Source organism: Peptidiphaga gingivicola, from assembly GCF_001652275.1.
In the GTDB taxonomy this organism is placed as follows: domain Bacteria; phylum Actinomycetota; class Actinomycetes; order Actinomycetales; family Actinomycetaceae; genus Peptidiphaga; species Peptidiphaga gingivicola.
In genome coordinates, this window is sequence record NZ_LVZK01000003.1 from 257,127 (window position 1) to 276,985 (window position 19,859).

The window sequence follows — 19,859 nt, forward strand, 5'->3', positions numbered from 1 at the left end:
CGAAGGGCTGGACCGTCTGCCGTATGGGGATTACGTACTATATGGGGATTGAGTACTGTATGAGGTTGTTTCGTCGGCGTCTCCAACCCGCCGACGGAACAGAGCATATCAGATTACGAGATCGTTATATTACCTGATCGTCGTATTGTTTCCCACAAGAGATTGGCTTGCCGAACCGCAGGAAATGTGCCTTGCTGCAGAGCACAGGCATTTCGACGCCGGATGGCCTGCCCGGCAGGCAGGCCGAGCCCGAGGCAAATGCAAGGGTCCGCGGATCAAGGGCATGGCAGGTCAAGGGCATGGCGAGTCAACGGCGTCAAGTCGCAAACGGCGCGGTCATCATCGCGTAACAGACCGGCGCCCACATGAGGATCGAGTCGATGCGGTCGAGCATTCCTCCGTGGCCGGGGAAGATGGATCCCATGTCTTTGACATCCAAATCGCGTTTGAGAAGCGACTCGGACAGGTCGCCGACGGTCGAGCAGAGCACGGCTGCGATCCCTACGAGCAAGGCGACCGGCCATGGGCGATCCAACGCCGAGCCGACCAGAGCTAAGGAGAGCGCGACGGCCGCAACGAGAGAGCCGGCAAAGCCTTCCCAGGATTTCTTGGGCGAGACGGAAGGGCTCATCGGATGGCGGCCCCACAGCACGCCGAAGGCCCAACCGCCTGTGTCGGAGAAGGCTGGCATGAGGATAAGCAGCGCCACCATCCACTCGGCTCGCGGAAGGCCGGCGAGCGCTACCGCGAAAGAGCCGAGCAGGCCGATCCATCCCAAGGCGAAAACGGCTGCTGCGGCGTCGCCGGACCAGGGGCTCGGATGCCTCCGCCTTTCCGCCCAGCGCCAGAGAACGACTGCGACGGCGGCCACGCAGTAGGCCGCAAGCCCGGCGAGCGGGCCTCTCGCCCACGTCGCACCGACCATCGCGAGGATCCCGCACCACAGCGGCAGCAGGGGAATGTGGCGCCCCTTGTTGAGGAATGCCCCGGCGACCTCCCACAGGGCCACGCACAAGGCGGCGGCCACGAGTACGACGAAGACCTCCATGCGCCACAGGACGCTGAGAGCAACGAGGCCCAAAAGCCCGAAGGCGACGGGTACCGCCGCTTTGAGGTTCCTTCCCGCTTTAGACGCCGACGGCTCGGGCGGCTTGGGCGGGTGGGGCGCCAGCCGAGACGTCAGATTGCGCAACTCGCCCATCGCCGTCTCAGACCTCGAGGAGTTCCTTTTCCTTGCCTTCGAGCACTTTGTCCACCTGCTCAACGTGGCGCTTCGTCAACCCGTCAAGCTTTTCCTCGGCGCGCTTGACGTCGTCTTCGCCTGCTTCGCCGTCCTTCTTGATCTTGTCGAGGGCTTCCTTGGCCTTGCGGCGAATCCCGCGAACGGCCACGCGCGCTTCCTCGGCTTTGTTCCTGGCGAGCTTGACGTAATCGCGGCGTCGCTCCTCCGTCAGGGCGGGAAGGACGACGCGGATCAGGTTGCCGTCGTCGGTCGGGTTGACTCCTAGATCGGACTCGCGCAGGGCCTTGTCGATAGACGCCATGGCCGACCGGTCGAAAGGAGTGATCAAAACTGTGCGCGCCTCGGGAATCGCAATGGTTCCCAGCTGTTGCAAGGGGGTCGGCGCGCCGTAGTAGTCGACGAGGATCGCGTTGAACATCGCGGCGTTGGCTCTGCCCGAGCGGATGCCGCTGAACTCGTTGCGCGCGACCTCGACGGTCTTTTCCATTTTTTCCTCGGCTTCGAGGAGCGTCTCGTCAATCATGGTTGTCCTTTTCTGCTCGAAAGCTGGCCAAGCGCTATCTGGATGCCGATACAAGCGTACCGATCTTTTCGCCTCGCAGTGCGCGCGTAACGTTGGTGGATTCGCCCATTCCGAACACCCGCATGGCCACGTCGTTGTCCTGGCACAGCGAGAAGGCCGCGGCGTCGACCACCCTCAAACCTTGGGAAATCGCCTGTTCGTAGGTGATGAAATCCAGCTTGACCGCATCGGGGTTCATCTTCGGGTCCGCGGTGTAGACCCCGTCGACGCCGTTCTTCCCGACGAGGATCTCGTCGCAGCGAAGCTCGGCCGCACGTTGCGCAGCCACTGTGTCGGTTGAGAAGTAGGGCATTCCCGCACCCGCCCCGAACACAACGACCCTCCCCTTTTCGAGGTGGCGGACGGCCCGCAGCGGAATGTACGGCTCGGCCACCTGGGTCATTGTGATGGCGGTTTGAACCCGGCAGGGAATTCCGGCGCGCTCAACGAAGTCTTGAAGGGCGATGGCGTTCATGACGGTGCCGAGCATGCCCATGTAATCCGCGCGGGCACGGTCCATTCCCCGCGCCTGCAGTTCGGCGCCGCGGAAAAAGTTGCCTCCGCCGACGACGATGGCCACCTGCACGCCGTCGCGGACCGCCTCGGCGATCTCCGCCGCCACTCGGGTGAGCACGTCGGCGTCCAGCCCGACCGCCCCTCCGCCGAACATTTCCCCGGACAGCTTGAGAAGGACCCTTCTCCTGCGTTTGCCGTCAGGGCCAGAATGAATCGCTTCCGCCACCTCGTGTCCTTCCCTCTTCCAAATAGATGGGTTCAATGCCAGGTTCAAGAGTAGCAGCGCCCGAGAATGCCGGCGAAGCAAAGCAACGCGGCCCGCCCGGGTTCGGGCTGAAGGGGAACCCGGACCCGGGTGGGAGTCTTGCGGCGAGTCAGACGGCCTTCAGCCTGCCCCACGCTTCGTGGTATTCGAGCGGCTCCACTCCGGGATACGTCTCCGGCCCGTCGGGCCACTCACCCTCCCACACGCCGGACCTTCCGCGCTCGCGCGAACCCACGAGGTGTCCGTCGACCATTCCTATCGCCAGCATGAGGGCGAAGCACGTCGTCGGGCCGACGAAGCGAAATCCGCGCCCGCGCAGGGCGGCCGCCATCGCCGAAGATTCGGGCGTGTGCTGGGGAATGTCCTCCGACCGTTCGGGGAAGATGTTGACCTCGGGTTGAAACGACCAAACGAAGGACGGAAGCCCTCCGGATTCACGCAGCGCAAGGGTCGCCCGGGCATTGTGTATCGTCGCCTCGATTTTCACTCGGTTTCGAATGATGGCTGAGTTTGCCAGGAGCCGTTCAACGTCCTTTTCGCCGAACTCGGCCACCGCCTCGGGGTCGAATTTTGCGAACGCCTCCCTGAAAGCCTCCCTTTTGCGCAACACCGTCAACCACGAGAGGCCTGCCTGGAAGGCTTCGAGGCACAGTCTCTCGTAGATGCCGGCCTCCGTGCGCACGGGCATGCCCCATTCCTCCGCGTGGTACGCCGCCAACAGCGGGTCCGCGGCCGCCCATCGGGGAATCTTCGTCAAGGCCTCGTCCGTCGCCGACGACGACGCCTCTTCCCCGGCGGCCCTTCCGGCGCTGTTCTTTTCGCTGCCGCGCCCTTCCTCGGCCGTTCTTCGCTCCTGCTCGTTCATGTCCTCCACCTTAGAGCGGGAAGAATGCCTCCGGCGTCCCCAAAACAGCGGTCTGTGGAAAGACCCTGCGTCGCCGATGCCTGTGGACCACCGACTCATTTCATTCTGCGCGGCGGCGCAAGTTCGCGCGGCGGCGCAAAACGCTCGGCGCCCGATGACGGGGCCCGCCGCCCCGGAGCGTGACACAATTGTGTGCATGCGCGCCATCATGACAGTCACGGGACTCGACCACACGGGAATCATCGCCGCGGTCTCGGGGGCTTTAGCCGAGCGGGACGTCAACATCACGAACGTTTCGCAGACGCTCATGGGAAATTACTTCACCATGATCCTTCAGATCGACTTCGACGACGACGTCCTTCCGCTCGTCGACCTTCAGCGAACCATGACGGACGTCGGAAAGGCCGAGGGCCTGGAGATTCGAATCCAATCCGAGGCGATCTTCGACGCCATGCACAAGCTGTAGGCACGGGGCGCAAGCGGGCAGGCACAAGCGGAACAATGGACACAGCAAGCAACATCCTCGAAACGATCGAGATGATCTCGGAAGACCGTCTCGACATTCGGACCGTGACGATGGGGGTCTCGCTCCTCGATTGCGCCGACTCTGACGGGAGGCGGGCCAGAAGACGCTGCTGCGAACGCATCGTCAAGCGCGCCGCCGATCTGGTGTCGGTGTGCGAGGCGATCGAGGCGGAACTCGGCATACCGATCATCAACAAGCGCGTCTCCGTCACTCCTATTGCCCTCGTGGCCGCCGCCTCGCGCGAATCCGACCTGACGCCCTGGGCTCACATGCTCGACGAAGCAGCGGCCGCCGTCGGCGTCGACTTCATCGGCGGATTCTCGGCTCTCGTCGAAAAAGGGGCGACGGCGAGCGACCTCGCCCTCATCGATTCAATCCCCGAGGCTCTGTCCTCGACCAAGGTCGTGTGTTCGTCGGTCAATGTGGGATCCTCTCGCGCGGGAATCAACATGGACGCCGTCCGGGCCATGGGCGAGGCGATCACGGCCTCCGCCCGAGCCACCGAAAACGGGCTGGGAGCGGCCAAGCTCGTCGTCTTCGCCAACTCAGTGGGCGACAACCCGTTCATGGCGGGCGCTTTCCACGGCGTCGAGATGCCCGATTGCGTCGTGTCCGTGGGAGTCTCCGGCCCCGGCGTCGTCACCCGGGCGATTGCCTCGGCCGCGGGCGAGCCCTTCGACGCGCTCGCCGAGACCGTCAAGAAATCGGCCTTTAAGATCACTCGCATGGGAGAGCTCGTGGGGCGCATGGCCGCCGAGCGCCTCGGAGTCGACTTCGGAATCGTCGACCTGTCCCTCGCGCCGACCTCGGAAATCGGCGATTCGGTGGCTCGCGCGCTCGAGGCGATGGGATTGGAGCGCGTCGGCGCGCACGGGACGACGGCGGCGCTGGCCCTGCTCAACGACGCGGTGAAGAAGGGCGGCCTCATGGCGTGCTCTCGGGTCGGCGGCCTTTCGGGGTCGTTCATCCCAGTGTCCGAGGACGAGGGCATGATCGAGGCCGCGGAGGCCGGCGCGATTTCGCTGGCAAAGCTGGAGGCGATGACAGCGATCTGCTCGGTGGGCCTCGACATGGTCGCTGTTCCGGGCGACACCCCTTCCTCGACGATCGCGGGAATGATCGCCGACGAGGCGGCGATCGGCGTCATGAACCACAAGACGACGGCGGTGCGGATCATTCCCGCTCCGGGCACGGCCCCGGGCGACGTCGTCGAATTCGGAGGCCTTCTCGGCAGGGCGCCCGTCATGCCGGTCAGCCCGTACTCCAACGAAGCCTTCATCGGCCGAGGGGGGCTCATGCCGGCCCCCGTCCACGGCTTCAAGAACTGAGGGCCAAGCGGCCTGCAAACGACGCAGTCGGCAGGCGCCGGCCTGCAAGCGAGGGAGGGGCCCGGCGGGTCCCTCCCTCATGAGTTTTATTCTTTTGTTCTCATGTCTTCATGCGCTTCAGCGCCTTCGTGCCCACCCACAGGGAGCCGCCGAAAAGCGCTTTCCGTCAAGGCGGCTCCAGGACCATCCTCCCGGCAAACGCACATGCGACAGACGAACTTGTTTCGTGCGCAGGCTCACTCTGCGGAGGCGCCGACGCGCAGTCGCGCGAAAGCGGTCACCTTGCCGCCGGCGTCGGAGACGATCTTGCCCACGCTGACCTTGGGGTCGCGGGCAAAGCCCTGCTCCAAAAGCACGACCGACTTGTAGAAGCCGTTCATGCGGCCCTGGACGATCTTCGGCACGGCGTTTTCCGGCTTTCCTTCGGCGATCGTCGTCTCGGTCGCGATGCGCTCCTCGGCCTCGACGACGTCGGCGGGAACCGACTCGCGGTCGAGGTAGGTCGGATCGAGAGCCGCAATGTGGACGGCGACGTCGTGGGCGACCGATGCGCCCGCGGCGTCGGTGGCCACCAGAACGCCGACCTGAGGAGGAAGGTCCGGATTGGTCCGATGCATGTAGGCCTCGACGTGCTCGCCTTCGACGACGGCGACGTGGGAAACCTCCATCTTCTCCCCGATGACCGCGATGAGCCCCTCGACGCGGTCCTTGACCGTTTCCTTGCCCAGCTTGGCGGCGAGAACCGACTCGACGTCGGAGGCGCCCGCCTCGACGGCCGCCTGGAGGATCTCGTCGGCCATCGCGATGAACTTCTCGTTCTTCGCAACGAAATCGGTTTCGGCGTTGACCTCGATGAGCACGCCTCGCTTGCCCTTCCCGGCGTCGTACACGGCGGAGGCCACCAAGCCGTTGACCGCGGAGCGCCCCTCGCGCTTGGCGACCGCCTTGAGGCCCTTGACGCGAAGAAGCTCCTCGGCCTTGGCCGCGTCTCCGTCCGCCTCCTCGAGCGCCTTCTTGACGTCCATCATGCCGGCGCCGGTCTTCTCACGCAGAGCTTTGATGTCTGCGGAGCCGTAATTGGCCATTCTTGTTCCTCTTTCTCAGTCTTGTTTCTCAGTCCTGCTTGGCTTCGTCTGCCGAATCGGCCGACGGGGCCGAATCCGGAGAGTCGGGGGAATCGGGCGAGTCGGGGGAATCGGGCGAATCCGGAGATTCGGCCTTCGCCTCTTCGGGCTTTTCCTCCGCGGCGCCGGCGAGGATCTCACGCTCCCACTCGGGCATGGGCTCGGCGGCCTCGGCGCCGGAGGCGCCCCCACCGCGGGAAACAAGGCCTTCGGCGACGGCGTCGGCCACTACGCGGGTGAGCAGGCCCACGGAGCCGATGGAATCGTCGTTGCCGGGAATCGGGTAAGTCACCTCGTCGGGGTCGCAATTCGTGTCGAGGATCGCGACGACGGGGATGTCGAGCTTCTTGGCCTCTGCGACGGCGAGGTGCTCCTTCTTCGTGTCGACGACCCAGACGGCGGAGGGCACGCGAGCCATGTCGCGGATGCCGCCGAGGGTGCGCTCGAGCTTGTCCTTCTCGCGGCGCATCATGAGGAGCTCTTTCTTTGTGCGCCCGGAGGATGCGACGTCGTCGAAGTCGATCTGCTCGAGCTCGCGAAGACGCTGGAGGCGCTTGGCCACCGTGGAGAAATTGGTCAGCATGCCGCCGAGCCAACGCTGGTTGACGTAGGGCATGCCCACGCGCTCGGCCTGCTCGCGGACGGCCTCCTGCGCCTGCTTCTTAGTGCCGATGAAGAGGATCGTGCCGCCGTGGGCGACGGTCTGCTTGACGAAGTCGAAGGTGCGGTCGATGTCGACGAGCGTCTTTTGAAGGTCAATGATGTAGATCGAATTGCGCTCGGTGAGGATGTAGCGCTTCATCTTGGGGTTCCACCGGCGGGTCTGGTGCCCGAAGTGGACGCCGGCTTCAAGCAGCTGGCGCATGCTAACGACTGCCATGGTCGTCCTTTCTCAGTGCGCAAAAGCGCGTTTCGGTTCTTGCTCGCCGCGGGGTCGCGGTCCGCCCTGGCGCTCGCCGTGCGCCGGGAGCCACGTGTGGCACCGCCCCGGAGACGTTGTGCGCGAGCGCGCGAATTTTGCCCAGCTGACGCCGGGCACCCCACCAGTGTAGTCGATCGCGGCCTCGTTTGCTTCCCGACGGCGAGGGACCGAATGCTTCACGGCAGCGAGGGACAGGATGCTTCACGGCGGCGAGGGAACGGCATGCACGCGCGGCTCTTCGCCGGCGCGCAGACGGGGAGTCTTCGCCGGTCCACCGGCCGGGACGCGTCGCCCGGTCCACAGGCGGGGCAGACGCAGGCGCCGTTCACAGCCCCGATCGACGCCCGTCCCTTTTCCGTTTTGAACTCGGATACTCAGGGCATGAAAGCGATATCAGCACTCATCGGCGTGGCCTCTCTGACGTTTTCAGGGCTCCTCGGAGCCTCGGACCCTCAAGGCCAGTCCGCGCAATCCCGGCCTTTCGCGGCGACGTTCGCCGAGTTCACCGGTCCGCCCGTGTCGGCTGCGCCGCGCAAACTGGCCGCCCGGCGAGTTTCGCCTCCGCGCACCCGGACGCTGCAGCGCAGCCAAACGACGCCGCGCAGCCGTGAGACAAGCCGCGAAAGCGGCCGCCCTCGAAGCGGCGAGGCCTCCCGTCTCCGCCGGGGCGCAGTCAAGGGCTCATTCGTGTGGCCGACGGGCGTCAAGGCGACGGTTGTGCGCCCTTTCGACCCTCCCGCGCGCAAATGGCTGAGCGGCCATCGCGGGGTCGACCTCGATGCGCCCGAGGGCGGAACGGTCGTCTCGGCGGGCGCGGGAACCGTCGTTTTCGCCGGAAAGGTTGCCGACAAGGACGTCGTGTCGATCGACCACGGCGGCCTGCGAACAACCTACGAACCCGTACGCCCTTCCGTCTCCGCCGGCGACAAGGTCAAAGCGGGAGACCCAATAGGAGTGCTCGAGGCCGGGCACTGTGTCCCGGCCTCTTGCCTCCACTGGGGAGCGCGCATCGGAAAAGACCGCTACATCGATCCCCTTTCCCTCCTTTACCCTGCGATTCGCCTTCTCAAATGACTCGGCCGTTCGCCATCTCAGACGAAGGGAGTGTACGCGCGGGACTGTCTCGCCGAGGCGCCCCTCTCGCCGCAGGAGCCCGTTCACCGCCGCAATTATTTGCCGCCGCGGCCCTTTACTGCCACAGCCCTCCTGGAGCGAAGACGTCGTCGACGATTTCCTCAAACCATCCCAGTTCGCGGGCCACGTCGAGGACCGTGTAACGCGAACGGTAGTACATTGCACGCGGGAACGCAGCGCGGACGTCTTCTGGCGTCAGCCCGATGTCGCTCGGCACGCTCGGCGCCCCGGCGGAAGCAAGCGCCAGTTGGAGCTCCTTGGCGGGCATCAGCTGGCCCGCCAGTTTCGCGCGAAGCTGCGGCCAGGCTTGAACCAGTTTCTCGATGCGAGCGCGGATTCCTGCGGCGTCGACGTATTTTTCGCGCGTTTCATTTATCCCCTTGTCGATGAGCGGGCCGGACATGACACGGCGAATGTCATCCTCGACCTCGTCCCATGAGGGCCACCGGGAAACCACCGCGTCGATGTCCAAGCCCGCGACGTCGCGCTCCAGGAATTTCTCGTAGAAGCCCACCATCGCCAGCGTGCCTATCGCGACTTTGAATCCGTGGCTGAGCGGAGGGTCGAGTTCCGACCCCAGATGGTCGAGCTCCCACAGGTGGCTGAAGTAGTGTTCCGCGCCGGATGCGGGGCGAGTGCCCTGTGCGACCTGCATCGCCAAACCGGAAAGGACAAGGCCCTCGCACAGGCCTTCATAGGCTTCCGGAACTCCGGCTGCAAGCTCTGCCGGGCGCGACAGCGCCCCGCGGACACCGGTTTGAACGAGCTCCCACGCCAGGGGGTGGATGGGATCGACCCCGACCGCGTCCGCCAGCATCCAGTCGGCGCCGGCGGGAATCTTCGCCGAGAGGTCTCCGTACCCGGAAGAAGCCATGGGCCGCGGGGCCGCGGCAGCGACGTCGAGGTCGAAGACGACGACGCGCGGCGCGGGACACGGCATCGTGATCTTCACCCCGTCCTTGGTCATGGGCGCGCCGAATCCCGTGTATCCATCCATCGAGGCCGCGGTTGCGACGACGGCGTAGGGCCGATCCAGCTCGCCCGAGGCGAGCTTCGACAGGTCGTTGAGGGTTCCCGAGCCGACTGCGACCGCAAGCGCGTCCGTCTCGCGGAGCCTCTCCCGGATTTCCTCACAGTGCTCGTAGGAGGCGTAAAGGGTGGGAGATCCGGGGTAGACCATCGGCTCGGCAAGGTCGGCGCCCGCTTCGCGGAGCGACCTTTCGACGTCGGCTCCGGCGGCTTTCCACGTGCGCTCGTCGGCGACGAGCAGCGCTTTGCGCCCCCCTTCGAGCAGCTCGTCGCGAATGATCGTCCCCGAGGACGCGAGGACTCCCCTTCCAACATCGACGGTTTTGGTGTGGCTTGCATTCTCAAGCCCTTTTTCCACGAGTTCCGCGGTCATCGTTCCTCTCTTTCGTTGCTTTGGCTTTCGTTGTCGGGCGATTGCGGCCTTTGCCCAAATCCCGCCTCCGGCCTAAAGGCCGCCGTCGCCGAGCATTGTGGTGAAATCGGCCAGCCCCGTGGTGTCGCCGTCGACGGTTCCGCTGATCCGGGCCTTGGCCTCGTCCCTTTGCTCCTCGGCCCCGGCCTTGTGGGATTTCTCCGCGCGCTCGGCCGTCCGGTGCTGGATGTCGCGAATGGCGGGGAACAACGCGGCGTACTCGTCGACCCAGTACCGGTACTCTTCGTGGCGTGCGGGATCGGGTTTGATCACGGCGCTGTAGTGGACCATTGCGTCGGCCGCCTCTTGGAGGTCGGCGAACCTGCCGGCGGCCAAGGCGCCCATCATCGCCGAGCCCAGGGTCGGGGCGTCTTGAATCTCCGTGACTGTGATCTCGAGTCCGGTGACGTCGGCGTGCATTTTCAGCCATTCCGGGCTCGAGAGCGCTCCGCCGCACGCCGTGATGGCGCGGGGCTCGTAGCCGGCGGCGCGCATCGTCCGCAGATTGAGCTCGAGCCCGTAGCACGTGGCTTCCTGAATCGCGTGGTAGATGTGCTCGCGTCTGTGGCTGAGCGTCAGCCCGGTGATGGTTCCGCGCGCCTTGGCGTCGGTGTAGGGGCTGCGGTTTCCCTGGAAGTATTCGAGGACGAGGACGCCGTCGGACCCCGGAGGGATGTCCTTGGACGCCTCGTTCAGCACTTCGTACGGGGAGGGGCCTCCGGTTTTGGCCGCCTCCACGAGGTCTTTCGCGGAGTTCTCGAGGAACCAGCGGATCACCGACCCCGTCGAGGCCTGGGAGGCCTCGATCGTGTACTGCCCCCGAACGAGGGCGGCCGTGTGCGCGCCGAACATTCCCGCGCCGTAGAGCGGAATGGCGCTCTGGGCGAGAAGGCAGTTGCTCGAACCGGTGATGAGCGCCATGCGCCCGGGGGCGAGCACGTTCATTCCGATCATTCCCGCCTCGGCGTCGATGCCTCCTTGGGCTACGGGAGTGCCCGCGACGAGGCCTAGCTCCTCCGCAGCCTCGGGAGAGAGGGTTCCCAGCGGCTCGCCCATTGCGTTGACCTGGGAGGGCATCTTGTCCATGAGGTCGCCCACCCCCAGCCGCTCGTAAAAGTCGACCGGGAAGCCTCCGTGGTCGTTGTTGTGGTACATCTTCAGCGAGGCCGAACACAGGTTGACGGCTGGGCGCCCTGTCAGCCGCAGCCCCATCCAATCGGGGGCGTCGAGTATCCACGCGGAGCGCGCCCACACGTCAGGCTCGTTCTCCTTGAGCCACATCGCCTTGAAAACGAACCACTCGGCGGACGCCGGATCTTTGCCTTCCCCGTTGTACAGGCGCGCCCAGTGGTCGATCTCCGAGGCCCTGCCCGCCTGTTCGCTGGCGCGCACGTCGGCCCACATGATCGCGTTTCTCAAGGGCTTTCCGGCGCCGTCGAGGGCGACAAGCGTGGCCGACGTCGCGTCAAAGCCGATGCCCGCGATCTGAGCTGGGTCGATCCCAGAACGCGCCAAAGCAGCTCGGGTGGAGGCGACCAGCGCCCGCCACCACTCGTCGACGTCCTGCTCCACCCAGCTCGGATGGGGATGAATCGCCGTCACAGGCGTGTTGTGAAAAGCAAGCGGCCTTCCACGATCATCAAAAAGTCCCACTCGGCATCCGCCCGTGCCGAGGTCGATACCCATGTAGACCTGGGTCATAGTGTCGCTCCTCATCGATCGACTTGTACGTGCTTTCCCAGTCTTTCAAGTGTTCGCGTGGCGGTCAATTCTCCCGGCGTCGAACTCATGCGCCAGGCAGCGCACGGCCCGATGCACGAAGACGCACGTGACTCAGGTTCCGGATGCACGCGGCTCAAGCCCTAGGGTGCGCCTGCGTGAAGGCCGCCCGTAGGCGTTCGGAGCTGACGTGCGTGTATCGCTGGGTGGTTCCGAGCGACGCGTGGCCGAGTATCTCCTGGACGGTGCGCAGATCCGAGCCGCCGTCCAGAAGATGCGTGGCCGCGGAATGCCGTAGATCGTGCGGCGATATGTCGGGAACCCCCGCGCTCGCTGCGAGCCGGTGGATCGTCTTGCGGAGCGTGCGCGGATCGAGCCGCCCGCCCCGCGCGCCGAGGAACAACGCCCTGTTGGGGCGCACAAGGAGCTGCGCCCTCGCCGGAAGATACGCGGTGAGTGCACGTCTGGCGGGGACGCCGAAGGGAACGATTCTTTCTTTGTCCCCTTTGCCTATGACTCGCAGCGTCGAGTCCGCGCCGAGCGAATCGACGTCCAATGAGCACAGTTCGCCGATGCGAATTCCCGAGGCGTACAGGAGTTCGACGGCGGCGTGGTCGCGAAGCGCGAGCGGATCGCCCGAGGCCGCCAGGCGCCCGGCGTGCTCCGCGAGCCGGCGAGCCTGCTCCTGATTGAGCACGCGCGGCAAAGCGTTGTCCGCGCGCGGGGCCTTGAGCCGGGCGGCGGCGTCGACGTCGGTGTGGCCCTTTCGATGCAGCCATCGACAAAACGTGCGGATTGAGGCCGAATGTCGCGCTAGGGTGGATCGCGAGCGTCCCTTCGCCTGGCTGCGGGCGAGCCATGCACGGACGTCTGCGAGTTCGAGTCCGCGCAGGTCCATGGGCTCTTCGACGTCGCCGCCTGCGATCTCCCATATGAACTCCAGGAGGGAGCGCGCCTCGCGAACGTAGGCGGCGACAGTGTTCTCCGAGAGCCCTCTGCGCAGCCTGAGCTCGCGTTCGTAGGCGTCCAGCGTTTCATCGATCCGCACATGTCAAGGGTAAGTTATCGGCCTTTTCGAGCCAGCTTCCACAGCCCGGCGTTGCGCGCGGCAATTCCCTGCCTTTCGAGCCTTCCCAGCCCTGTCAGGGCCTCGGTCACGGAGACTCCGGCCACCGCCGCGATCTTTTCCGCAGGCGCCCCGCGGGAAACCGGCAGCGCCTCGCACACGCGCGACGCCAACGGATCGAGCACGTCGAGGGCGAGCTGCCTCTCGGTTTGCAATCCTCCCGGGGTCGGCGGCTCTCCCGGTCCGGGTTGCCCGCCAAGCTTCGCTTCCATTCCCATGAGTTCGAAGACCTCGCGGGTCTGCGTCACGCAGGCGGCCCCTTCTCTGAGCAGCCGGTGGCATCCAGAGGATCTGGGGGAAGTGACCGGGCCCGGGAACGCTCCGACGGGGCGTCCGATCGACATGGCGTGGTGGGCCGTGGATATCGCCCCGGATCGAAAGGGCGCTTCGACGACGACTACGGCTCGCGAGAGCGCCGCAATAATCCGATTGCGGGAAAGGAAACGATGCTTGTGCGGGGCGGCCCCCGGCGGCGCCTCGGAGCATACTGCCCCTCCGCGCCGCAGAATCTCAAGGTATAGGTCAGCGTGGGAGGCCGGATAGTACCTGTCGACGCCGCAGGCGGAAACGGCGACTGTGTATCCGTCGGCGGCGAGCGCGCCCCTGTGAGCGGCGACGTCGATGCCGAACGCCCCTCCCGAAACGACGTTGACGCCCGAATCGGCAAGCTCGTATGCGACGTCAGTCGCGATTTTCACGCCGTACGGGGAGGAATCCCGCGATCCGACGACGGCCGCGCCCGCCCTGGCGAGCACCTTGCCGTCGCCTCGGAACCACAGGCCGAGCGGCCGGGTGTCGCCTAGATCGTCGAGGGCGGCGGGCCACAGCGGATCGCCTGGCATGACGAAGCCCATGGCGCCGTCCGATTCGGCGACGTCCGGGCCGAGGGCGGCAAGCCGCGTCTTCCATCGGGCCTTGGCTTTCGCCAAGCCGCGCCCTGCGCCGCCCCCGAGCCCGGCGACGGTCCAATGCTCGGCGAAGCCCCCGAGCCCGGCGACGCTTCCGGACTCAACGCCTTTTCCTGCTTGCGCAACGTTTCCGGATTCAGCAATGTCTTCTTCTGCGACCCATTCGAGCGCCCGTACGTAGCCCATCTGCCGGACGAGCGCCACAGCGTACGCGTCCTCCCCCTCCGCGATTCGCGTCCAAGCCATTGCGGCTGCGCGCTCCTCGTGTCCGCCCGGCAGCTCATTTCCGCACTGCCCCTCCATTCGGTTCGGATCCTCGCCTTGGCCGCGGCAAACCTCTTCGTCGCCGCAGGCTTTTCCGCCGCGGCCCGGCTTCCCGTCCAGCTCTGCATTTCCGCCGCGGTCAGTGCGTGCCATGGAAGCCGTTCCTTTCTCTCAGGGTGAAAGCGCAATCGACGTCGTCGCGCGAAGGGGAGGACCTGCCCGAAAGGTCGGCCAGGGTCCAAGAAATCCGCAAGATCTTGTCGACAGCCCGCATCGACGTCTCCCCCGAAGCGAGCATGGAATCCAGCTCCCTTGCGCTTTCCCTGGAAAGCGGGGTGTTTCGCCGCAGCCACGAGCCGCTCACTTGGGCATTGGCGGTCCACGGGGTCGAACGAAGCCGGGCCCGCTGGCGCAAGCGGGCTTCGGCCACCCGCTCGGCGACGACGGCGCTCGGCTCACCCGCGCCGGCCTCCGCCAAATCGGCCCGAGAAAGCCTCGGGGCAACGACGTTGATGTCGAAGCGATCGAGTATCGGCCCTCCGATTCGGCGGAAATAGTCGCGGCGGTCCCGCACGGAACAGGTGCATTTGCCCGGCGCATCCAGGTAGTTGCCGCATTTGCACGGGTTGGCGGCCCCGATCAGCTGAAAACGAGCCGGATAGGTGACGACGGCCCGTGCCCGATGGATCTCGATCCTTCCGGTTTCCATGGGCTCCCTCAGGGTTTGGAGGCTGTGGGTGGAAAACTCGGGCATTTCGTCGAGGAAAAGCACGCCGCGATGGGCCCGGGAGGCGGCCCCCGGCTTTGGGATCGCCCCTCCGCCGATGAGCGCGGCTGCGCTGCTCGAATGGTGGGGGCTGGAAAAGGGAGGGGTGTAGCTCAACCGCCCGTCGAACTCCCCTGCGGCCGAAGCTATCGCGGCGACCTCGACGGCCTCGTGCATGTCGAGTCTCGGCAGGATGCCGGGCAAACGCGCGGCGAGCATCGACTTTCCGACACCGGGCGCCCCTGTCACGAGCATGTGGTGCCCGCCCGCGGCGGCGACTTCGAGCGCATGGCGAGCCTGGGCTTGCCCGCGGACGTCCGCAAGGTCGGGGCAGGCAGGCGGGGCCTCCGTTTCGTCCATGCCCGGCGGCGAGGGCGCATCGGGAACCGGACCGCACGGGATCCTCATGGCTTCCGCGAGCTGGGCGAGGTGGAACACCTCCTTGACCCTGACCCCCGCCAGTTCCGCCTCTTTCCCGCATCCGGGGGGCACGGCCATTGCGGCGCCCTCGTCTGCCGCGGCCAAAGCCGCCGGCAGTATTCCGCGCACGGCGCGCACCGACCCGTCCAGGCCGAGCTCGCCCATGACGTACCGTTGCCCAATCTCGCGGCCGCCCATCGCCCCGAGGATCGCCACCGCTATACCGAGGTCGAATGCCGTGCCGCTTTTCGGCGTGTCCGCAGGCGAAAGGTTGATCGTCAGGCGCGCTTGAGGGAAGCCGATTCCAGCCGAGGCGAAGGCGGCTCGAATCCGTTCGCGAGATTCGGACACCGCGGCGTCGGGAAGCCCGACGATCGTGACTGCGGGAAGGCCGTGGAGAAGCACGGCCTCAATCCGCACCGGCCTTCCTTCGATTCCGACGACGGCCATGGTGTGCGCCGTTCCAACCCTCACGAGATGTCCCGCAGATGCCGAATCAGCCACGACCCGTCGTTTTCGACCGTGATCGCCACGAGGTCGAGGCAAACCCGCTCACAGCGCGTCCCGGTCTCCTGCAGCCACATGCCTGTGAGCTTCCTCAGCCTGGCCAGCTTTGCCCGGGAAATCGCCTCGACCGGCCCGACGCTCACTTCGGCGTTGCGGGTTTTCACCTCCACCGCGACGACGGCTCTCCTCTGCGGGCAGGCGGTGACGAGGTCGAGCTCGCCTGCACGGCGCCTCCAGTTGCGCGCTAAAACGACGTAGCCGTATGCCTGAAGGTACCTCGCGGCGAGCTCCTCGCCCCATTTTCCGAGTTCCTGGTTCCCGAGAGGCTCCGGCATCTCCGGAGCGACGAAATCCACCGTCGCGCTCATACTCGTATCCATGGGCCCAGTCTCGCCGAAGGCGGCTGTGCGCCGCTCAGCTGTCAGACGATCTGTGGATGCGGGCTACGCCATCCCCGCCTGTGGACCAGTGCGCTCACCAACAATGGCGACGCACGGGGAACAGTCCAATTGCAGACCCACCTTCAGACGCTGCGTCGGCACAAATGCAATGTCCGCCAAATGCAATGTCCGCCAAATGCAATGTCCGCCAAATGCAACGTCCGCCAAATGCGACGTCCGCATCGGAGACGACTGCTCTCTAGCTGGGCCGCCGCCCCTTTGGCGAAGCCGCCTCGCCCGGACGACGACGTCGCGCATCTCCACAGCGCTCCCGTCGCGGGCGGTCGCCGTCCGCACGTTCTGGCGCGCCGTCTCGATCGTCCAATCGCCGCCGTCGAAAAGCCCGGCGACGTGCTCCAAGGAGACGGTCGTCCCCTCGGGGGCCTCGTCTCCAGACATCACGCCGGATCCGTGCAAGTGCCCGACGACGAGCAGCGTGCCGCCGGGGGCGACCCACCGGGAAATCCTCCGGTAAAAGTCGATCTGGCTGCCCGGCGGGTGGGCGTACGAGGTCATGACAAGATCCCAGCGTTCGCCGGGCTCCCAAGCCATGAGGTCCGCTTCGACCCACCGCACCGCCGATCCCAGCCCGGCGGCCTCCGCCCGTCTACGCGCCTTGGCGAGGGCGGTGGGGCTTATGTCGGCGCCGGTGACGTCCCACCCTTGCTCTGCGAGCCAAACGGCTTCGGCCCCGGCGCCGCATCCGACGTCGAGCGCGGTCCCGCGCCCCAAACCGCTCGTCTCGGCAACGACGTACGGGTTCGCAGCCTCGCCGAGAGCGTGCTCGCCGAGGCTCTGCCAATGCTCTTCCCAGTAGCGGCCATCCAGCGGCCGGTTCTCGCAGGGGCTCAAATCGTCGTCTCCATCATCGCTCCTTGCCGCACGCCAGCCGACACTCTGCCATTCTCAAACGTCACAACCGTCGCCCGCGAACTGACGTCCTGCCGCCCGCGAAATTAGCGCAGACGGCGCAACCCGCCGCCGCCCGCGAATCGTGCGGCAAACCCGCGGGCCGCCCGTGCGTCAAGCCTGCCGCGCGTCACCCGTGCGGCAGGTCTAGCTCGCGGGTGATGTCGGCCTTGTTGAGCTCTTCGACGTTGACGTCCTTGAAGGTCACGATGCGCACGGATCGGATGAAGCGGCTCGTGCGGTAGATGTCCCACACCCACGCGTCGGAAAGGTTGACTTCGAAGAACACTTCCCCGCCGGAGGACGCGCGCACGCGCACATCGACGTCGTTGGCGAGGTAGAAGCGGCGCTCGGTCTCTACGACGTACCGGAAGATGTTGATGACGTCGCGGTATTCACGGTAGAGCGCGAGCTCGGCGTCGGCCTCGTAGTTCTCGATCTCGCTCATCGGTGTCCTTCCCTCACGCCGGGCAGATGCCACGACTTCCTGTGATGGTCGCTCGGTCCGAGCCTTGCCAACCCCTCGATGTGAGAAGGGCTCGCGTAGCCTTTGTTCCTCGCCCAATCGTAGCCCGGAAAACACCCGTCGAGAACGACCATAAGTCCGTCGCGTTCCACCTTTGCGGCGACCGACGCCGCGGCGATCACGGCGCACCTTGCGTCGCCCTTCACTTCCATCCGGACCGGGATCTGCGGGAGGAGAGGATCGACGTCGAACAGCGAATCCTCGGCCCACCAATTGTGTTTGCCGTCGAGCAGCACGGCCGACGGCGTCGCCGACAGTCCGTTCAGCGCCTCCTTGGCGGCGTGGCGCAGCGCGGCGACGATCCCGACGTCGTCGATGACGTCCGGCCCCGCATGCCCGACGGCGACGTCCACCGCCCATTCCCTCACCAGGGGCGCCATGCGTTCGCGCGCAGCCGGGCTCATTGCCTTGGAGTCCCGCAGCCCCTCGGGGAAATCGCCTGTGGAGGCGTCGATGAGCGCGATTCCGACGCTCACGGGTCCCGCGAGGGATCCCCGCCCCACCTCGTCGACTCCGGCTATCAATGCGCCAGGCGGCAGGGAGCGGAGGGCATCGATTTCGATCTCTCGGCTCGGCGCACGCCCGTCCGCCGGTTTCCGCAAACACCCGCCTGTCCGCTTTTGCGGAGGCTCGTCCGTGCCTTTCCGCGCGCGGCTGTCTGTTCGCGCACGCCCGCCTTCGGACGCAGATTCGCCTTCTCTTTTGGGCCCGCCTCCGCCGGTCCGGCCAGTCACGGGACGCCTGCGAAGACTTTCGATGCGTCGTCTATGGACCCGAACCTCGAGAACGGGTAGAAGATCGCCCACGCCCGTCCGGCCACGTTGTCGACGGGAACGAAGCCTCCGTTCCTTTCGCCGATGTGGTAGCGCGAATCTCGCGAGTTGGAGCGGTTGTCGCCCATCACCCAGAGTTTGCCCTTGGGAACGGTCACATCGAAGGAGATCTCCGACGGGTTCACGCCGGGTTTGAGGTACGTCTCGGTGATTTCCTTGCCGTTCACGCGCAGCTTGCCCGCGGCGGTGCAGCATGCGACCCTGTCGCCGCCGACTCCGATGACTCGCTTGACCAGGTGCTTGCCCGCGTCTTCGGGCAGCAGGCCCACGGTCTGCAGGCTTTTGCTCAGTGCGCGCCTCCAAGCCGGGGATTTATCGACGCTGGGAGGAAGCCAGTTCCCGGGGTCGACGAAGACGACGATGTCTCCCCTGTGAATCTCGTCGGCGGTGTCCGCCATTCTGTTGACCGCGATGCGGTCGTTTGGCCTGAGGGTGTTTTCCATCGAGCCGGACGGCACGTAAAAGGCCTGCATGAAGAACGTTTTGACGATAACCGACACCAGAAGGGCGACGGCGACGATGGAGAGCGTCTCCAGGAGCGCGCGAATGCCGGACCTGCGTTTTTCCCCTTCTTCCAGCTCGCGGTCGTCGTCGGCGTCCAGTTTGCGGTCGTCGTCGGCATCGCCGGCGTCTTCGGATTCGGCTGCGTCGTCCGACGCGCTCTTCGGATCCTCGTCCAGCTTTTCCGGCAAGTACGACGGCGGCATCTCCTCCGCAACCTCAGACTGCCTTTGATCGTCCATTCTCCGCTCCCCGGCGCCCGCGAGAGCACCACATGCCAAGGGGATACTCCCCGTGAATCGCCGGCCTGCGCCCAGTGTCTCGCGATCCTGCGGCGACGGCCTCCTCTAGGGTATCGGAGTTTCCTGTGGATTCTCGCCATGACGGACGGCGCTTATGCTCACAGTTTGACGCGCACACCGCACAGAGTGGCGATTTCACGCTCTTTTCCTCCCTTCGTTCAGATCGGTCCAAGACCTCCCCAACCGTGCGGCCCCTGTCGAAGCCGGAAGTTCGAGCTTACGAACGAAGCCGGCTCAATCGAAAAGGGGCTCGACGCGATGCCGAGCCCCTTCAAGCCTTTGGACGACGTCGAATCACCGACGATTGTCCTCGCGACGCTCCTTGATCTTGGCGGCCTTGCCGTGCAGCTTGCGCAGGTAGTAGAGCTTGGCACGGCGAACGTCGCCTCGAGTGACGACGGTTATCGCCTCAATGGAGGGAGAATGCAGCGGGAACGAGCGCTCCACGCCCACGCCGAAGGATATTTTGCGAACCAGGAAGCTCTCGCGAATGCCGGAGCCGGAACGGCCCAAGACCACGCCCTGGAAGGCCTGGGTGCGGGTGCGGGTGCCTTCGACCACTCGGACGTCGACCCGAACGGTGTCGCCGGGGCGGAAGTCGGGAATGTCCTTGCGGAGCTGGCTTTCCTCCACAAAATCGAGAGTGTGCATATTCGTTTCTCTTTCCGCCCGTGCGCGCAGGCCACAAGCGTGGTCGGGGCGGTCAAACCGC

20 protein-coding genes are annotated in these 19,859 nt (G+C 65.9%); 3 read left to right on the plus strand and 17 right to left on the minus strand.

Annotated features, from left to right (window positions below):
- Window positions 1-316: 316 nt before the first annotated feature.
- The 4 genes from A4H34_RS09660 to A4H34_RS09675 form a co-directional block, all read right to left on the minus strand.
- Entirely contained in the window at window positions 317-1,201 is an 885-nt protein-coding gene (locus tag A4H34_RS09660) for a phosphatidate cytidylyltransferase (RefSeq protein ID WP_064231956.1), read from the minus strand.
- 7 nt (window positions 1,202-1,208) lie between these two features.
- Window positions 1,209-1,766, minus strand: coding sequence for a ribosome recycling factor (gene frr, locus A4H34_RS09665; protein ID WP_009199870.1), 558 nt, complete (start codon window positions 1,764-1,766; stop codon window positions 1,209-1,211).
- A 34-nt stretch (window positions 1,767-1,800) separates the two neighbouring features.
- Entirely contained in the window at window positions 1,801-2,547 is a 747-nt protein-coding gene (pyrH, locus tag A4H34_RS09670; protein WP_064231957.1) for a UMP kinase, read from the minus strand.
- Between the two features lie 148 nt (window positions 2,548-2,695).
- Entirely contained in the window at window positions 2,696-3,451 is a 756-nt protein-coding gene (locus A4H34_RS09675; protein WP_064231958.1) for a DNA-3-methyladenine glycosylase I, read from the minus strand.
- A gap of 196 nt (window positions 3,452-3,647) precedes the next feature.
- Between A4H34_RS09675 and A4H34_RS09680 the strand changes: the two genes are divergently transcribed.
- Entirely contained in the window at window positions 3,648-3,917 is a 270-nt protein-coding gene (locus A4H34_RS09680; protein ID WP_040323594.1) for an ACT domain-containing protein, read from the plus strand.
- A gap of 35 nt (window positions 3,918-3,952) precedes the next feature.
- On the plus strand, window positions 3,953-5,305 hold the full coding sequence (locus tag A4H34_RS09685; RefSeq protein WP_064231959.1) for a PFL family protein: 1,353 nt from the start codon (window positions 3,953-3,955) through the stop codon (window positions 5,303-5,305).
- Between the two features lie 236 nt (window positions 5,306-5,541).
- On the opposite strand, the gene tsf is transcribed toward A4H34_RS09685, so the two are convergent.
- Both tsf and rpsB read right to left on the minus strand, forming a co-directional pair.
- The gene (tsf, locus tag A4H34_RS09690) at window positions 5,542-6,390 is read right to left on the minus strand and encodes a translation elongation factor Ts (protein ID WP_009199876.1); all 849 of its coding nucleotides are present in this window, start codon (window positions 6,388-6,390) and stop codon (window positions 5,542-5,544) included.
- Window positions 6,391-6,418: 28 nt separating this feature from the next.
- A complete protein-coding gene (gene rpsB, locus A4H34_RS09695; protein ID WP_064231960.1) occupies window positions 6,419-7,309 on the minus strand; it encodes a 30S ribosomal protein S2 in 891 nt (296 codons plus the stop codon).
- 423 nt (window positions 7,310-7,732) lie between these two features.
- On the opposite strand from rpsB, the gene A4H34_RS09700 reads away from it, so the two are divergent.
- Window positions 7,733-8,425, plus strand: a complete 693-nt coding sequence (locus A4H34_RS09700; RefSeq protein ID WP_082903216.1) for a M23 family metallopeptidase — start codon at window positions 7,733-7,735, stop codon at window positions 8,423-8,425.
- 115 nt (window positions 8,426-8,540) lie between these two features.
- Here the strand turns inward: A4H34_RS09700 and A4H34_RS09705 are convergent, their stop codons facing one another.
- From A4H34_RS09705 to rplS, 11 genes are all read right to left on the minus strand, one after another.
- On the minus strand, window positions 8,541-9,887 hold the full coding sequence (locus A4H34_RS09705; RefSeq protein ID WP_064231961.1) for a sn-glycerol-1-phosphate dehydrogenase: 1,347 nt from the start codon (window positions 9,885-9,887) through the stop codon (window positions 8,541-8,543).
- A 72-nt stretch (window positions 9,888-9,959) separates the two neighbouring features.
- Window positions 9,960-11,627, minus strand: a complete 1,668-nt coding sequence (locus A4H34_RS09710) for an FGGY-family carbohydrate kinase (RefSeq protein ID WP_231871029.1) — start codon at window positions 11,625-11,627, stop codon at window positions 9,960-9,962.
- A gap of 154 nt (window positions 11,628-11,781) precedes the next feature.
- On the minus strand, window positions 11,782-12,693 hold the full coding sequence (locus A4H34_RS09715; protein ID WP_009199882.1) for a tyrosine recombinase XerC: 912 nt from the start codon (window positions 12,691-12,693) through the stop codon (window positions 11,782-11,784).
- A gap of 14 nt (window positions 12,694-12,707) precedes the next feature.
- Window positions 12,708-14,096, minus strand: a complete 1,389-nt coding sequence (gene dprA / locus A4H34_RS09720; RefSeq protein WP_197480472.1) for a DNA-processing protein DprA — start codon at window positions 14,094-14,096, stop codon at window positions 12,708-12,710.
- Window positions 14,083-15,579, minus strand: coding sequence for a YifB family Mg chelatase-like AAA ATPase (locus tag A4H34_RS09725; protein WP_064231963.1), 1,497 nt, complete (start codon window positions 15,577-15,579; stop codon window positions 14,083-14,085). Before A4H34_RS09725 ends, dprA begins: the two co-directional genes overlap by 14 nt.
- Window positions 15,580-15,599: 20 nt before the next feature.
- Window positions 15,600-16,016 (minus strand): YraN family protein, encoded by a 417-nt coding sequence (locus A4H34_RS09730; protein ID WP_197480473.1) that lies wholly within the window; start codon window positions 16,014-16,016, stop codon window positions 15,600-15,602.
- A 63-nt stretch (window positions 16,017-16,079) separates the two neighbouring features.
- A complete protein-coding gene (locus A4H34_RS09735; protein WP_064231964.1) occupies window positions 16,080-16,928 on the minus strand; it encodes a class I SAM-dependent methyltransferase in 849 nt (282 codons plus the stop codon).
- Window positions 16,929-17,115: 187 nt separating this feature from the next.
- Window positions 17,116-17,433: a DUF2469 domain-containing protein gene (locus tag A4H34_RS09740; RefSeq protein ID WP_009199887.1), complete on the minus strand. Its 318-nt coding sequence runs from the start codon at window positions 17,431-17,433 to the stop codon at window positions 17,116-17,118.
- Complete coding sequence (locus tag A4H34_RS09745) at window positions 17,430-18,113, minus strand: ribonuclease HII (protein ID WP_082903218.1); 684 nt, start codon at window positions 18,111-18,113, stop codon at window positions 17,430-17,432. The genes A4H34_RS09740 and A4H34_RS09745 overlap by 4 nt, the downstream gene beginning before the upstream one ends.
- Before the next feature lie 128 nt (window positions 18,114-18,241).
- Entirely contained in the window at window positions 18,242-19,087 is an 846-nt protein-coding gene (gene lepB / locus A4H34_RS09750) for a signal peptidase I (RefSeq protein ID WP_009199889.1), read from the minus strand.
- A 354-nt stretch (window positions 19,088-19,441) separates the two neighbouring features.
- Window positions 19,442-19,798, minus strand: coding sequence for a 50S ribosomal protein L19 (rplS, locus tag A4H34_RS09755; RefSeq protein ID WP_009199890.1), 357 nt, complete (start codon window positions 19,796-19,798; stop codon window positions 19,442-19,444).
- Window positions 19,799-19,859: the final 61 nt, after the last annotated feature.

Excerpts from the sequence above, each read along its gene's own strand:
- A4H34_RS09660 (WP_064231956.1), bottom strand. The coding sequence starts at position 1,201 with ATGGGCGAGTTGCGCAATCTGACGTCTCGGCTGGCGCCCCACCCGCCC.
- frr (WP_009199870.1), bottom strand. The coding sequence starts at position 1,766 with ATGATTGACGAGACGCTCCTCGAAGCCGAGGAAAAAATGGAAAAGACC.
- A4H34_RS09675 (WP_064231958.1), bottom strand. The coding sequence starts at position 3,451 with ATGAACGAGCAGGAGCGAAGAACGGCCGAGGAAGGGCGCGGCAGCGAA.
- A4H34_RS09680 (WP_040323594.1), top strand. The coding sequence starts at position 3,648 with ATGCGCGCCATCATGACAGTCACGGGACTCGACCACACGGGAATCATC.
- A4H34_RS09685 (WP_064231959.1), top strand. The coding sequence starts at position 3,953 with ATGGACACAGCAAGCAACATCCTCGAAACGATCGAGATGATCTCGGAA.
- tsf (WP_009199876.1), bottom strand. The coding sequence starts at position 6,390 with ATGGCCAATTACGGCTCCGCAGACATCAAAGCTCTGCGTGAGAAGACC.
- rpsB (WP_064231960.1), bottom strand. The coding sequence starts at position 7,309 with ATGGCAGTCGTTAGCATGCGCCAGCTGCTTGAAGCCGGCGTCCACTTC.
- A4H34_RS09700 (WP_082903216.1), top strand. The coding sequence starts at position 7,733 with ATGAAAGCGATATCAGCACTCATCGGCGTGGCCTCTCTGACGTTTTCA.
- A4H34_RS09705 (WP_064231961.1), bottom strand. The coding sequence starts at position 9,887 with ATGACCGCGGAACTCGTGGAAAAAGGGCTTGAGAATGCAAGCCACACC.
- A4H34_RS09710 (WP_231871029.1), bottom strand. The coding sequence starts at position 11,627 with ATGACCCAGGTCTACATGGGTATCGACCTCGGCACGGGCGGATGCCGA.
- dprA (WP_197480472.1), bottom strand. The coding sequence starts at position 14,096 with ATGGCACGCACTGACCGCGGCGGAAATGCAGAGCTGGACGGGAAGCCG.
- A4H34_RS09725 (WP_064231963.1), bottom strand. The coding sequence starts at position 15,579 with ATGGCCGTCGTCGGAATCGAAGGAAGGCCGGTGCGGATTGAGGCCGTG.
- A4H34_RS09730 (WP_197480473.1), bottom strand. The coding sequence starts at position 16,016 with ATGGATACGAGTATGAGCGCGACGGTGGATTTCGTCGCTCCGGAGATG.
- A4H34_RS09740 (WP_009199887.1), bottom strand. The coding sequence starts at position 17,433 with ATGAGCGAGATCGAGAACTACGAGGCCGACGCCGAGCTCGCGCTCTAC.
- lepB (WP_009199889.1), bottom strand. The coding sequence starts at position 19,087 with ATGGACGATCAAAGGCAGTCTGAGGTTGCGGAGGAGATGCCGCCGTCG.
- rplS (WP_009199890.1), bottom strand. The coding sequence starts at position 19,798 with ATGCACACTCTCGATTTTGTGGAGGAAAGCCAGCTCCGCAAGGACATT.